Source organism: Mesorhizobium sp. B2-4-12 (assembly GCF_006441575.1).
GTDB lineage: Bacteria > Pseudomonadota > Alphaproteobacteria > Rhizobiales > Rhizobiaceae > Mesorhizobium.
In genome coordinates, this window is record NZ_VFVC01000003.1 from 147411 (window position 1) to 162080 (window position 14670).

Here is a 14670-nt window from a genome sequence, read left to right on the forward strand (position 1 = left end):
AACCTTAGAGCGTAGTAAACAACGGGCCGCGCCAAAAGCGCGGCCCGTTTTGCGTTTGCTCCAGCCCCGCGCAACCCTCGGTCCTTAACCCTCAAAAGCGAGCCTTTAACAGGCCGTTAACCATAACGCGCTAGTCATGGTTAACCAATAGCTTACAAAGGATTGGCGAATCGGCCCGTGGCCGCGACGGCAATCCATGGGCGAGCGAACGCTCGCGAGGGCAATGCCGGTTTTTTGAGACCGGGTGGGAAAAGGAGCGAGTTTCTTGGCGAGCATCATGACAAACGCCGCGGCGTTGACCGCACTTCAAAGCCTCAACGCCACCAACAAATCGCTCGAGCAGACACAGGCCCGGATCTCCACCGGTTACAAGGTCTCGGAGGCCTCCGACAACGCCGCCTACTGGTCGATCGCCACGACGATGCGCTCGGACAACCAGGCGCTCTCGACTGTCCAGGATGCGCTCGGCCTCGGCGCCTCGAAGGTCGACACCGCCTACACCGGCATGAACAATGTCCTGACGACGATCGGCCAGATCAAGACCAAGCTGCTTTCCACCGTCGGCCAAGCCGACGCCGCCAAGGTAAAGACGCAGACTGAAATCACGGCGCTCCAGGCGCAGATGAAGTCCTTTGCCGATGCCGCCACCTTTTCGGGTTCGAATTTCCTTTCAGTGACGTCGAAGCAGGTCGCCGCGCCCAATGATGGCGTGCAGCCCGACGCCAAGATCGTGTCGTCCTTCAATCGCTCCTCATCCGGCGCCATTTCGCTCGGAACGATCGACATCGATGTCGAGAGCACAAAGCTGTTCGATTCCGGTCTCGCCACCGACGTCAAGAACTACGGCACGCTCGACCGCCAGACCTCGGTCTATTCCACCGCGGCCGCCCAGAGCCAGTACGATACAGCCTACGCCACCGCGATCGCGGGCGGAGCCACGGACATCGCCGCAAACACCGCCGGCCAGGCCGCGGTGACAGGCACCCCCGCCAAGATCGACAACGTCTCCGCCTATAATCTCGACATTACGGCGGCCGGCGTTACCGACGACATCATCACCCAGATGATCGGCAAGATCGACAAGGTGATGAGCCAGTTGACCGACTCCGCCACGATCCTCGGTTCGGCCAAGAGCTCGATCGACCTGCAGAAGACCTTCACGCAGAGCCTGATGGATTCCATCGACCGCGGCGTCGGTCAGCTCGTCGATGCCGACATGAACAAGGAATCGACCCGCCTTCAGGCCCTGCAGGTGCAGCAGCAGCTCGGCATCCAGTCGCTGTCGATCGCCAACAGTTCCTCGCAATCGATCCTGTCGCTGTTCAAGAACGGCTAGTTCCGCCATAGCTGGCGGCTTCTTCCATTTCCAATCAAGGGGCTGCGCCGCAAGCGCGGCCCGATTTCATTTTCGCACAAGCTTCGGAGGCTAGTGTTCCGGCGGACAGTCATGCTGGGAGTCGCTGAATCGTGCCGGAACAGATCCAGAGCATCATCTCGAATCTCCGCGGTTTTGGTGTGAGGCGCCTCGCTATGCTGGCGGGCATCGCCGTTCTGGTGATGGGCGTCATCGGCATCGCCTCGGTCTACCTCAACCGCCCCGCCTACGACACGCTCTATGTCGGGCTCGATCGCTCCGACGTGAACCAGATCGGCCTGGTGCTGGGCGAGGCCGGCATCGGCTTCGATGTCGGCGCCGACGGGACCTCGGTGCTGGTGCCGGCCGGCACCACGGCGCAGGCGCGCATGCTGCTCGCCGAAAAGGGCCTGCCGACCAGCGCCAATGCCGGCTACGAACTGTTCGACAATGTCGGCTCGCTCGGCCTCACCTCCTTCATGCAGCAGATCACCCGCGTGCGTGCGCTGGAAGGCGAGATCGCTCGCACCATCCAGTCGATATCGGGCATCAAGGCGGCACGTGTCCACATCGTCATGTCCGAGCGCGCCAATTTCCGCCGCGACGAGCAGCAGCCTTCCGCATCGGTCGTCATCCGCTATGCCGGCATCGATGCCGAGAAAAGCGCCCAGTCGATCCGCCATCTCGTCGCCGCCGCCGTGCCTGGCCTGTCGGCCGACAAGGTGACGGTGCTCGATTCCAACGGCAACCTGCTGGCCGCCGGGGATGATCCCTCCAACACCAGTGCCGCCCGCACGCTCGGTGTCGAGCAGACTGTCGAGGCACAGATCGGCGACAATATCCGCCGCGCACTCACCCCCTATCTCGGGCCCGACAACTTCCGCGCCAGCGTCAAGGCCGAGATCAACACCGACACCCGCCAGACGGAAGAGACCATCTTCGATCCGAATTCCCGCGTCGAGCGTTCGGTGCAGTCGGTGCGCGCCAATGAGAACAACAACCAGAGGCAGGCCTCCACCCCCGCCAGCGTCGAGCAGAACCTGCCCGAGACCCAGGCGACGGCGACCGAAGGCCCGCAATCCTCCTCGCAGAACGACCGCAAGGAAGAGATCACCAACTACGAGATCAACTCCAAGAAGATCGCCACCGTCTCCAACGGCTACACAGTCACCAAGATGTCGATCGCCGTCGTTGTCAACCAGGACCGGCTGAAGGCGATCCTGGGCAAGGACGCGACGCCGGACCAGATCGCCAAGCGCGTCGCCGATATCCAGAAAATGGTGGCGTCGGCCACCGGTTTCGACGACAAGCGCGGCGATGTCGTCGACGTCTCGGCGGTCGAGTTCATCGATGGGCTGGACGGCGAGGCGATCCCGCAGGCTGGAATGCTCGATTCGATCGGCCAACATGCCGGCACGCTGATCAACGCCGGCGCCTTCATCGTTGTCGTATTCCTGGTGGCCTTCTTCGGCCTGCGCCCGATGGCGGCGGCACTGACGGCAAGGGCGACGCCTGCCATAGCCGGCCCCAATTTCGACGAGGTCCAGCGTTCGCTGCCGACTCCGGAGGCGGCCGCTTCCGCCGACGCAGGTGTCGCCATCGGCGCCTTGCCGGGCGCGCGGCCGGGCGCCACCCCGCTCGATGATCTTCGCCAGAAGATCAGGCCGGCACCGCAGGAGCGGCTTGCCCGCATGGTCGACATCAACGAGGAGCGCACCGCGCAGATCCTGCGCAAATGGGCCGCCCAGGAAGTCGCGGCCTAAACCATGCCCTCCGCAGCCCTTTTCGATCTTCTCCCCGATTTCGGTCCGCGTGCGCCGCGCGTCAGCAAGGTTCAGGCTGCGACCGAGCACAGGCCGGAAGCAGCCGAGCCGCAGGCCGATATCGGCACGCTGATCGCCGAGGCGGTCGCCCAGGCGGAGGCGACGCTCGCAGAGCGGCTCTCGGCCGCCCATCACGCAGCGCTGGAAACCGAGCGCCAGGCGCATGCCGAGGAAGCAAGGATCTTTCTCGAAAGCTTCGGCGGCGATATCGGCAAGGCGGTCTCGTCGCGCATCGATGCCATGGAGGCGCGTGTGACGGATCTTGTCGCCGCAACGGTCGCCCGCATCATTGGCGGCGTCGTCAGTGACGATCTGCAGCGGCGCTCGCTTGAAGCGCTCGCCAGCGCGGTTCGCGAAGCCGTCGGCGACGGCGAAGCGGTGCGCATCGCCGTTCGTGGGCCGCTGTCGCTGTTCGAAACGCTCAAGGCATCGCTTGGCGCCCGCGCTGCAAATCTCGACTTCGTCGAGGCGCCCGGCTTCGACCTGACGGTCACCGTTGACGAAGCCGTGTTCGAGACACGCATGGCCGAATGGTCGGCAACCCTCTCCGAGGTGCTGTCATGAGCGTCGCCGAAGCCGACCATGGCAGGCACGAGATCATCATCGTGCACCGGGGGCATGACGACCACGACGAAGGCCACCATGGCGGCGTCTGGAAGATCGCCTTCGCCGACTTCATGACCGCGATGATGTGCTTCTTCCTGGTCATGTGGCTGATCAACGCCGCCAACGAGCAGACCAAGACGGCCGTGGCCAGCTACTTCAATCCCGTCAAGCTCGTCGACCGTGAGTCGAGCCGCAAGGGCCTTAAGGATCTCGGCAATGGGCCGCGCTCGGTCGGGCTGACGGCCGACGAGCCGCAGGACGCGACCATCAAGACCGGACAGGATGGCATCGGCGCCGTGGGCTCGTCCAACCGCAAGCAGGACAAGCAGGCACAGCAGCCGCAACAGTCCGACGATCACCTCTTCGCCGACCCTTACGCCGTGCTCTCCGAGATCGCCACCGACACCGGCGTCATGCAGAATGTCAGCCAGAAGGGCGACGGCGGCGCGCAAAATGCGGGTCCCGCGACCGGCGCCTCCGGCGGCGCGTCCTACCGTGATCCCTTCGAGCCGGATTTCTGGTCGCAGCAGGTCGCCGCGCCCGTCGCCGAGGCAAGCGCCCAGCGCCCCAGGATCGAGGGCGACCCGCTCAAGCCCGGCGACAAGGCCGCCGAGACACAGGTCGCCAAGGTCAAGGCCGTGCCGCCGGCACCGCCGGTCGAGGACGCACCGCTCGAGCCCCTGGCACAGGATGGCGAGGACGCCGCCATGGCCAAGGCCGGCGCCACCAAGGCCAGCGACGCCAAGGCCAGCGACGCCATGGCCAGCGACGCCATGGCGGCCGACGGCAAGGCGATGGATGCGACCGTCGCACGGCAAGAGGCTGCAAAGCCCGGGGCCGCGGAAAAGACACCGACAGCCGCCGCGCTGAAAGCCGCCACCGAGGTCAAGCGTCAGCTGGCCGATGCCTTCAAGCCTGGCGACAAGCTGCATGACGGCGTCTCCGTCGAAGCCACCGACAAAGGCGTCGTCATATCGATCACCGATCAGCTCGACTTCGGCATGTTCGAAATCGGATCGGCGCTGCCGCGCCGCGAGCTGGTGCTGGCGATGGAAAAGATCGGCCGCATCGTCAACAGCCAGAAGGGGACGATCAGTATCAATGGCCACACCGATGCGCGGCCCTTCCGCAGCGCCAGTTACGACAATTGGCGGCTGTCGACGGCGCGGGCGCATTCCGCTTACTACATGCTCGTGCGCGGCGGCGTCGACGAACGCCGCATTACCGAGGTTGCCGGCTTCGCGGACCGCCAGCCGAAGGATCGCGCCGATCCGATGTCGGCGGTCAATCGCCGCATCGAGATCCTGATGGCGACCGGCGGATGAAGCGGGCGGCCGTCATCAGCCGCTTGATGGGCCTGTTGCTGCTGGCCGCCGGATATCCGTCCGCCGGCTTCGCCCAGGACACGCTGCAGCCTTACCAGCTCGTGCGCTCGCTGCAACTCATCCAGGACCGCATCGCCGCCGGCGATCACGCCGCGATGCCGATGCAGGCCAAGCTGCTCGAAATGACCGATGCGCGCCTGCGCGAAGCGGATGCGGAGGACTTCAAGGACGCCAGGAACTTTCGCGCGCTCCTGGTCTACGGCATGAGCGGCGGCAATCCGGTGACCGTCGAGACGGCCGTCTCGCGCGCCGCCGCTGATCCGCCGAACCTTGCCATCGCCAGGGGCGTCATCGACTATCTCAATGGCCGCCCCGGCGAGGCGATCGAAGCGCTGACGCCGATCGATCCGATGATGCTCTCCGGCGATCTCGGCGCATTCCTTGCCCTGGTCAAAGGGTCGCTGCTTGCCGGAGATCAACCGGCGGTGGCGCTCACACTGCTCGACGAGGCCAGACTTCTCAGCCCCGGCACGCTGGTCGAGGAAGCCGCCTTGCGGCGTTCGGTCGGCATTGCCGCAGCGCAGGGCGATGCGGCGCGTTTCGCGCTTGCCTCCACCCAGTATGTCGAGCGCTATCTCTATTCGCCCTATGCCAGCCAGTTCGCGGATTCTTTCGTGTCCGGCGTCATCGCGCTGCACATGTCGATCGGCCAGGACAAGCTGGCCGACATCACCTCGATGATGGATCCCGAGCGCGAGAAGGTGATCTATCTGCGCATCGCCCGCCGTGCCGCGATCGACGGCCTTGGCGAATTGTCGGCCTTCGCCTCGGCGCGGGCCGTGCAGGGCCGCGACGGCAACAGCAACCAGGGCGATCCGCGCGCCCTGCTCTACTCCAGCCTGTCCACCGTGACCTCGGGCACCATCGGGGATGTTCGCGCCAAGCTTGGCAAGATCGACCGCAGCAGGCTGTCGGACGGTGATCGCGCCCTGCTCGACGCCGCGCAGACAATCGCCGGTGAGGTGGTGGCGCCACCGGCTTCCCTTCCAGCCACCAGGGTAGCCCCGCCGCCCGAACCCGAGGCCGCCGCCGCACAGGCCGACGACGCTGCCGGGTTGCCGCCTGTCGAAGGTGCCGTCTCCGAACAGCCCGCCATTGCGCCATCCGGCACAAAGGCCGCCGCGCCGGCTTCGGCGCCTGCAGCCGATTCAGCGACGGTCCTGCCTGCATCGGCGCCAGCCACCTCTGCCGGTCCCGGCACAACCGATCCGACCGACGCCGCCATGATGAGAACCCGTCGACAGCTCGACCTGATCGACCAGATGCTTGGAGCCGCCCCGAAATGACCCCCAACCTCGGCCCGGCCCTGCCAGGATTTACCGCCGCGCGTACGACGGCGGAGCAGTCGGCCACGCCCGGAAATACGGATGATGCTGGTTTCGGCAAGATGGTGCGTGCCGGCGCAAGCCGGGCCCACTCGGAAAAGCAGCCGGCGGCCGAGGCCATCTCGCGCGATCCGCGCTGGAGCAAGCTTGCCTCCGACCTTGCGGCGCAAGCCGGCGAGGACGAACCGATGCCAGTCGGCAAGACGAGAGCCGCGTCCGCCGGCTTCCCAGCCGCGAAATCGATGAAAGACGGCAAGGACGTTGGGACGGACAAGGACGCAGACGCCGAAACGCCGGCGACTGGCGCCGCACCGCTCGACGACCATCTGCCGCTGCTGATGGCGTTTCATGAGCTGCGCCACTTCTCGACATCTGCCACGTCGGCCGATGCAGACGAAACCGGGCAGGAGCCGCCGCCCGGGGGGCAAGTCGCGCCTAAGGCCTATCGGGCGAAATCCGCAGCCGGGCATGACGATCTCGAACCCATGTCGAAGCCCGAGCGGGCATCGCTCGTCGATGGGCCGCTGACGAAGCTCGACGGCCAGTCCGTCCGCGATACCGCCGCTGGCGCGCCAGGGCGTGAGAATGCGATCGCCGCTGGCCCGCTTCCCGAGGCGGCGCCGGCCGAGGTGCCGGGCGCGGAGCCGAAACAGGCGGCGCCGCAACCGAAGTCCATCGCCGACGTTCAGTCATCGCTGCGGTCAGATCCAGGAAAACAGCTCCCGGCATCGGCGCGCATCGACGTGGTTTCCGAGCGCAGCTTCCCTGCTCCGCCGCAGGCTCCGATGAGCCAGGCAGCCCTCAACGTAATCAATGCAATAGCGGCCGATGGCGGCCCGCGCCAAGCGCTTTCAATGGCGTCGGCGACCAGCCATCTGGCCGGCTCTGTTGCCGTTCCGACACATGTCTTGAAGATAGAACTTCACCCGGCCGAGCTGGGCATGGTGACGGCCCATCTTCGCCTCTCGGGAGAACAACTTTCGATTGAACTGAAGCCCGAAACGCATGATGCCTACCGCCGCCTTTCCAGCGACAGCGAGGCGATCGTGAAATCGCTGCGCGGCCTGGGATTCGAGGTGGATAAGGTCACCATCATGCAACCATCGGTGGCTGTCCCGGCGGCAACTCGGACGGATGCAACCGCCTCCCTGACCACGACACCTGGCCGCGACCAGTCATCGTTTCAGCCCGGAAACTCCGGCGGCGGCAGTGGGACCGGCGGCCAGCAACCGGGTCAGCAATCCGCAAGGGGTAGTCATGATGACGCGCAGGATTACGGCCGTGCCGCTTCGCCTTCTCGCGAGCGCGCTGGCGGCGATATTTTTATCTAGTCTCGTGAACGGCGCCATCGCCGCCACCAACCCTTGCGAGCCCGAGATCCTGCGCGCCGCCGACCGCTATGGCGTGCCCGCCGGCATCCTCTATGCCGTCGGCCTGACCGAAACCGGCAAGAAAGGCAGCCTTCAGCCTAACGCGTTGAATGTAGAAGGAAAAGCGGTCTTCCCGGGAAGCCGCGCCGAGGCGCTTGCCACCTTCGCCAATGCGCAGCGCGAGGGCAAGACGCTGATCGATCTCGGCTGCATGCAGATCAATCACCACTACCATGCCGCGCATTTCCGCAGCGTCGAGGACATGCTCGATCCGCGCCAGAATGTCGACTACGCGGCGCGCTTCCTGGCCAGTCTCCATGCCCGCCACGAGACCTGGTCGATGGCCGTCGCCCGCTATCATGCCGGTCCCGACAACGACCCTGCGCAGAAGGTCTATGTCTGCCGGGTGATCGCCAACATGGTTGCCACCGGCTTTGGAAAATGGACCGCCAACGCCCGCGCCTTCTGCAACCCATAAGCGCATTTTCTGCTTCTAATGGGCCGAACTTACTTCTTCGGGCCTGCGCTTTGATTTGATCAAGACTTGCCACCCCAGGCATATCTGGCTGCACGCTAATGCAACCGCTGCGATTCCAGACTCCCAAGAAACTAGTTACAAGAAATGATGGTGTTCAGGATTCCCGCCAGCCGTTACGCCTTTCCTCACGGGGCAGATGAGCTGATTCGGAGGCGGGGCCGATGATCGTTATCGTTGACGAGCGAGAGCTCGTAACAGAGGGGTACAATTCACTTTTTGACCGCGAAGGCGTTGCCTGCGCCGGTTTCGCGCCCAATGAATTCGGCGAGTGGGTGAACTCGGCCGCCGATTCCGACCTGCGTTCGGTGCGGGCCTTCCTTATCGGCGACTGCCGTGACGGCGCCATTTCTCCACGCCAGATCCGCGACCGCACCGGCGCCCCGGTGATTGCGCTCAGCGAGCAGCATTCGCTGGAAAACACGCTGCGGTTGTTCGAGAGTGGCGTCGACGACGTTATCCGCAAGCCTGTCCACATCCGCGAGATTCTCGCCCGCATAACCGCCATTCGCCGTCGCGCGAATGAGGATGTCGCCTACACCGAGATCGGCGCCATGCGCATCTTCATGGACGGCCGCGATCCGGAGATCAACGGCCAGCCGCTGCCCTTGCCGCGCCGAGAGCGCCGCATCCTGGAATATCTGGCGAGCAACCGTGGCCGCCGCGTCACCAAGACCCAAGTCTTCAATGCCATTTACGGCATCTTCGACGAGGAGGTCGAGGAGAACGTGGTCGAAAGCCACATCAGCAAACTGCGCAAGAAACTGCGTGAGAAGCTGGGCACCGACCCGATCGATTCCAAACGCTTCCTCGGCTACCGGCTCGTGTTTTGAAGCAGCACCGCGCCAGCCTCGCGCAAGACAGGACGCGTAGCCTCGCCGCCAGTGGCATGGATATTGCGGAGACATCTCGATGAGCCTCTACGGAATGATGCGGACCGGCGTTTCCGGCATGAACGCCCAGGCAAACCGCCTGTCGACGACGGCCGACAACATCGCCAACTCCGACACCACCGGCTACAAGCGCTCCTCCGCCGAGTTTTCGACGCTGATCATGCCGTCCACGGGCGGCGCCTATAATTCCGGCGGCATCACCACCACGATCCGGCAGGCGGTCAGCGATCCGGGCGTGCTTCAATACACGACTTCGGTCTCCGACCTTGCCGTCAGCGGCGATGGTTTCTTTGTCGTCCAGGATCCCGGCGGCACGCCTTTCCTGACCCGCGCCGGCGCCTTCGTTCCCGATGCGCAGGGCAGACTGGTCAACGCGGCCGGCTTCCAGTTGATGGCCTACAGCTACGCCAACGGCGTGCCGGCGGCGACGGTCAACGGCTTCGAAGGGCTGGTCCCTGTCGTCATTTCCGACCAGGGGATGACGGCGACGCCAAGCACGCTGGGCAGCTACAGCGGCAATCTGCCGGCGGGTGCGACCCCGGTCGCGGCCGGCAACCTGCCCTCCACCAACTCGGCAGGCGCACAGTACACCTCGAAGTCCTCGATGGTCGCCTACGACAATGTCGGCAACAAGGTGCTGGTCGACGTCTATTTCACCAATACCGGCCCCGGCACCTGGGAAGTATCGGCCTTTGACCAGTCGAAGGCCACGCCTGGAACATCGTTCCCCTACACCGGCGGAGCGCTGGGCACGGCCAACCTGACCTTCGACACCACCACCGGCAAGCTGACCGGCGCGACCACCGGCGTTTCATTCACCGTGCCGAACGGCGCCAGCCTCGATCTCGATCTGTCGAAGCTGACCCAGCTCGGCACCGGCTTCACGGTTTCCGACGCCCAGGTCAACGGCAACGCGCCGAGCACCATCGACAAGGTTCAGATCAGCAAGGACGGCACCATCTACGCGCAGTACAAGGACGGCTCCACCAAGCCGCTCTACAAGATTCCGCTGGCCGACGTGCAGAGCCCGGACCAGCTCAAGGCCCTTCCCGGCAACGTCTACGCGCAGGGCACCGATTCCGGCGCGGTCCGCGTCGGCTTTGCCAACGAAGGCAAACTCGGCTCCATCATCTCCGGCGCGCTCGAGAATTCCAACGTCGATATCGCCGAGGAACTGACCGACATGATCGCGGCGCAGCGCAGCTACACCGCCAATTCGAAAGTCTTCCAGACCGGTTCCGACCTGATGGACGTCCTTGTCAACCTGAAGAGATAAACCGGGCGCCGCCCGTGAAAGACCAGCATGTCGCTATCCTCCGCATTGAGCATCGCCCAATCGGCGCTTATGAATACCGCGCGGCAGACCAGCGTTGTCACGCGCAACGTCTCGGACGCTTCCAATCCGGACTATACGCGCCGCATCGCCGCCATCACCAGCACGGCGCCCGGCGCCCGTTCGGTTGATATCCAGCGCGTCACCAATGACCTGCTGTTCCGGCAGAACCTCGGCGCCTTGTCGGCCTATAGCGGCCAGAACGCGCTCTACAGCGGCATGGATCAGCTCGACGTGTCGGTCAATGGCGTCGACAACGCCTCCTCCCCCTCGACCGCCATCGCCAACCTGCAGCAGGCGCTGCAGCTCTACGCTACCTCGCCGTCCAACCAGAATCTCGGCTCCACCGTCATCGACGCGGCCAGGCAGGTCGTCCGCTCTCTCAATGAGGGCTCCCAGGCCATTCAGGCTTTCCGCACCCAGACGGACGGCCAGATCGACACGGCGGTCAAGGACCTCAATTCGCTGCTCAGCCAGTTCCAGGACGCCAACCAGGCGGTCATTTCGGGAACCCGTTCCGGCACCGATATTTCCGACGCGCTGGACCAACGTGACGCGCTGCTGAAGAAGATCGCGGACTATGTTCCGGTCTCGACCTTCACGCGCGGCGACAATGACATGGTCATCACCACGGGTGACGGCACGACGCTGTTCGAGACGATACCGCGCACGGTGAGCTTCACGCCATCGGCCGGCTATGCCGCCGGGGCCGCCGGCAACACCGTCTATATCGACAACGTGCCGGTCTCGGCAGGAACCGGCGGCAACACCAGCGCCAGCGGCAAGCTTGCCGGCCTGCTGCAGTTGCGTGACGGCGTCGCCTCGGCCATGCAGGGCCAGCTCGACGAGACCGCGCGCGGCCTGATCACGGCCTTTGCCGAAACCGCGCCTTCCATGCCCGACGCCGCTGGTCTGTTCACCTGGTCTGGCGGGCCCGAGGTGCCAGCCGCGGGCACTCTGGTCAATGGCCTTGCGGGCACGATCAGCATCAATGCCGCGATGGATCCGAGCGCTGGTGGCAACCCGACCTTGCTGCGCGATGGCGGCGCCAACGGCGCGGCCTATGTCGCCAACGCCAGCGGCGGCGCTTCCTATTCCAGCCTTCTGGTTGCCTATGGCGACCGGCTCGACCAGCCGATGACGTTTGACCCCGCCGCCGGGATTTCAGCGACGTCCAGCGTTTCCGACTATGCCGCCAATTCGATCGGCTGGCTCCAGGGCATGCGCCAGCAGGCCTCCACCGCCGCCGATGCCAAGCAAGCGCTGGCACAGCGCAGCGCCGAGGCTCTGTCCAATGCGACCGGCGTCAATGTCGACCAGGAAATGTCGCTGATGCTCGACCTCGAACACACCTATCAGGCGTCAGCCCGAATGATGAAAACCGTCGACGATATGATGACGGCCCTGTTGAACGCGGTGGGATAATCCATGACCTCAGTTTCCTCGGCCGCCATCTCCAATGCCATGCGTTATCAGCAGATGCGCATGCAGGCGGACCTCGTCAAGGCAACGAAGGAATCCTCGACAGGCAAGGTCGCCGATGTCGGTCTGGCATTGGGCGGACGCACCGCTCAGTCCGTCACCTTCTCGCGCGACCTCGACCGGCTGAACGTGATTATCGATTCCAACGGGCTGGTCGCCGCCCGGCTTTCATCGACGCAAACCTCGCTCGGCCAGCTCTCCGGCGTGGCGCAGACCTTCCTGTCCAGCCTGACCACCGCATCGTCTGGGGACAATTCCGACAGCCTGACCCAATCGACCGGCCAGACGACGATCCAGCAGCTTGCCTCGATCCTCAACACCAGCGTCAATGGCGAATACCTGTTCGCCGGCACCAACACCGACGTCAAGCCGATCAACGATTTCACGGCGGCCGGTTCGCCGGCCAAGGCCGCTTTCGACGCGTCCTTTGTCGCCAAGTTCGGTTTCACGCCCGATGATCCGGCCGCTGCCACCATCACCGCTGCCCAGATGGACGATTTCATCACCAACGATGTCACGCCACAGTTCCTCGGCGCGGGCTGGCAGGCCAACATGTCGAATGCCACCGACCAGCAGATCGTCAGCCGCATCGCGCTCAACGAAACCACCGCGACCTCGACCAGCGCCAACAGCGATGGTGTCAAGAAGCTCGCCATGGCGGCCGCAATGGTCTCGAGCCTGATGTCCACCAACATCAGCCAGGCGGCGAAGGATACGATCATCACCCGCTCGCAGTCGCTGGTCGGCGAGGCGCTGAGCGGCATCGGCCAGGTCCAGTCCGAAACCGGCATTGTCCAGAAGCGCGTCTCCGACGCCAGTGACCGCATGAAGACGCAAGTCGACCTGTTCGAACGCCACATTCTCGATCTCGAGGCCGTCGATCCCGCCGAAGCCGCGACCCGCGTCGCCGACCTGACGCAGCATATCGAGACGTCCTTTGCCCTGACAGCGCGCCTGCAGCAGCTCAGCCTGTTGAATTACCTGACCTGACAACTCCCAGCGGAACGGTAGAGCCGACGATGTACCAATTTTCCTACGCCGACATCCAGAGCACCTCTGTCGCGGACGCCAAGGACCGCGAGCGTGAGCTGCTGACCCGCTCGATCGACATGCTGTCGGCGGCAGCGGTGGCCGGCCAGGATTCGATGGAGGCGGTGGAGGCGCTGCATTTCACCAATCGCGTCTGGACCGCCTTCGTCGAGGACCTCGGCTCCAGCGACAACGCGCTCCCCAAGGAATTGCGCGCCAACCTGATCTCCATCGGCCTGTGGCTGCTGCGCGAAGCGGAGGACATCCGCCAGGGACGCACCAACAATTTCGAAGGGCTGATCGAAGTATCCCAGATCATCCGCGACGGCATTCAATGACCAACACGCTGAAGATCTCGCTGAAGCCCAACGAGAAGATCTACATCAATGGCGCCGTCATCCGTGTCGACCGCAAGGTCACCGTCGAGCTGATGAACGACGTGCAGTTCCTGATCGAGAGCCATGTGATCCAGGCCGACCAGGCATCGACGCCGCTCAGGCAGCTTTATTTCATCGTGCAGGTCATGCTGATCAACCCTGCCGGCGCTGGCGAAGCACGCGAGATGTTCCGCCGCTCGCTGCCGCTGCTCATTGCAAGTTTCGAGGATGCCGAGATCTGCAGCGCCTTGAAACAGATCGATCGCATGGTCGGCGAGGATCATATCTACGAGGCATTGAAGGCGATCCGTTCGCTTTATCCTCTCGAACGCCGCGCGCTTGGCGGCAATGACGATGTTCCGGGCGCCTCGCGCCCGCTGGCCGTGGGAGCACGCTACTGATGACCGTGGACATGACGACGACGATACCGGTTGGCGCCAACCAGACCACCACGCAGGCATCCAAGACAGCTGTCGACTACAACTCGTTCCTGAAGCTTCTGATCGCCGAGATGAAGAACCAGGATCCGACCAAGCCGATGGATTCGACGCAATACGTCGCCCAGCTCGCCACCTTCTCGCAGGTCGAGCAGTCGGTGCAGACCAACACCAAGCTCGACCAGATCATGCAGTCTTCGGCGCTGTCGCAGGCCGACGCTCTCATAGGCCGCAACATCACCTCGGCCGACGGCAAGACGTCAGGCACTGTGGCTTCGGTGACGCTTGGCAGCAACGGACTGATCGCAGTGCTCCAGGATGGCACCACGGTGCCGGTCGGCGCGGGCGTATCGATCAAGCCGGCGAGCTAGGCCAACCGCCCACATGAACGAGGCCGACGCTCTCGACATCGTCCAGTATGCGGTGTGGACGGTGCTGACCGCCTCCGCGCCCGTGGTGCTGGTCGCCATGGCGGTCGGCATCGGCATCGCGCTTATCCAGGCGCTGACTCAGGTGCAGGAGATCACCTTGACCTTCGTGCCGAAGATCGTCGCCATCATGCTCGTGGTGGCGCTCACCGGCCCGTTCATCGGTGGCCAGATATCGGCCTTCGCCAGCGTCATCTTCGAGCGCATCCAGAACGGGTTCTGAAACCCCTCGGGAAGGGTGCGGCGGCTTCAACTCGGAATGCTTGAAAACAGCGGTCCGCTTGCGGCGGCGC

General features: G+C 64.5%; 15 protein-coding genes. All 15 read left to right on the plus strand.

What is annotated here, in order from left to right; genetic code table 11:
• The first annotated feature begins 265 nt into the window (after positions 1-265).
• The 15 genes from FJ934_RS03260 to fliQ all read left to right on the plus strand — a co-directional run bounded on the left by FJ934_RS03260 (position 266) and on the right by fliQ (position 14600).
• Positions 266-1336, plus strand: coding sequence for a flagellin (locus tag FJ934_RS03260; RefSeq protein ID WP_140607211.1), 1071 nt, complete (start codon positions 266-268; stop codon positions 1334-1336).
• Between the two features lie 131 nt (positions 1337-1467).
• Entirely contained in the window at positions 1468-3117 is a 1650-nt protein-coding gene (fliF, locus tag FJ934_RS03265) for a flagellar basal-body MS-ring/collar protein FliF (protein ID WP_140607212.1), read from the plus strand.
• A gap of 3 nt (positions 3118-3120) precedes the next feature.
• Positions 3121-3741 carry a hypothetical protein gene (locus FJ934_RS03270; protein ID WP_140607213.1) on the plus strand — a complete coding sequence of 207 codons (621 nt, stop codon included), beginning with the start codon at positions 3121-3123 and terminating at the stop codon, positions 3739-3741.
• Entirely contained in the window at positions 3738-5108 is a 1371-nt protein-coding gene (locus FJ934_RS03275) for a MotB family protein (protein WP_140607214.1), read from the plus strand. The genes FJ934_RS03270 and FJ934_RS03275 overlap by 4 nt, the downstream gene beginning before the upstream one ends.
• Entirely contained in the window at positions 5105-6454 is a 1350-nt protein-coding gene (locus FJ934_RS03280) for a chemotaxis protein MotC (RefSeq protein WP_140607215.1), read from the plus strand. The genes FJ934_RS03275 and FJ934_RS03280 overlap by 4 nt, the downstream gene beginning before the upstream one ends.
• A 101-nt stretch (positions 6455-6555) precedes the next feature.
• Positions 6556-7824: a flagellar hook-length control protein FliK gene (locus FJ934_RS03285; RefSeq protein ID WP_246671427.1), complete on the plus strand. Its 1269-nt coding sequence runs from the start codon at positions 6556-6558 to the stop codon at positions 7822-7824.
• The gene (locus FJ934_RS03290; protein ID WP_246671429.1) at positions 7754-8341 is read left to right on the plus strand and encodes a transglycosylase SLT domain-containing protein; all 588 of its coding nucleotides are present in this window, start codon (positions 7754-7756) and stop codon (positions 8339-8341) included. Before FJ934_RS03285 ends, FJ934_RS03290 begins: the two co-directional genes overlap by 71 nt.
• Before the next feature lie 221 nt (positions 8342-8562).
• On the plus strand, positions 8563-9231 hold the full coding sequence (locus FJ934_RS03295; protein ID WP_140607217.1) for a response regulator transcription factor: 669 nt from the start codon (positions 8563-8565) through the stop codon (positions 9229-9231).
• 79 nt (positions 9232-9310) lie between these two features.
• Entirely contained in the window at positions 9311-10567 is a 1257-nt protein-coding gene (locus FJ934_RS03300) for a flagellar hook protein FlgE (RefSeq protein WP_140607218.1), read from the plus strand.
• Positions 10568-10594: 27 nt separating this feature from the next.
• Positions 10595-12049 carry a flagellar hook-associated protein FlgK gene (flgK, locus tag FJ934_RS03305; protein WP_140607219.1) on the plus strand — a complete coding sequence of 485 codons (1455 nt, stop codon included), beginning with the start codon at positions 10595-10597 and terminating at the stop codon, positions 12047-12049.
• A gap of 3 nt (positions 12050-12052) precedes the next feature.
• A complete protein-coding gene (locus FJ934_RS03310; protein ID WP_140607220.1) occupies positions 12053-13096 on the plus strand; it encodes a flagellar hook-associated family protein in 1044 nt (347 codons plus the stop codon).
• A 29-nt stretch (positions 13097-13125) separates the two neighbouring features.
• Positions 13126-13473: a flagellar biosynthesis regulator FlaF gene (gene flaF / locus FJ934_RS03315; protein WP_140607221.1), complete on the plus strand. Its 348-nt coding sequence runs from the start codon at positions 13126-13128 to the stop codon at positions 13471-13473.
• The gene (gene flbT / locus FJ934_RS03320) at positions 13470-13913 is read left to right on the plus strand and encodes a flagellar biosynthesis repressor FlbT (protein ID WP_140607222.1); all 444 of its coding nucleotides are present in this window, start codon (positions 13470-13472) and stop codon (positions 13911-13913) included. Before flaF ends, flbT begins: the two co-directional genes overlap by 4 nt.
• Positions 13913-14320, plus strand: coding sequence for a flagellar hook assembly protein FlgD (gene flgD, locus FJ934_RS03325; protein ID WP_140607223.1), 408 nt, complete (start codon positions 13913-13915; stop codon positions 14318-14320). The genes flbT and flgD overlap by 1 nt, the downstream gene beginning before the upstream one ends.
• A gap of 13 nt (positions 14321-14333) precedes the next feature.
• Positions 14334-14600 (plus strand): flagellar biosynthesis protein FliQ, encoded by a 267-nt coding sequence (fliQ, locus tag FJ934_RS03330; protein WP_140607224.1) that lies wholly within the window; start codon positions 14334-14336, stop codon positions 14598-14600.
• Positions 14601-14670: the final 70 nt, after the last annotated feature.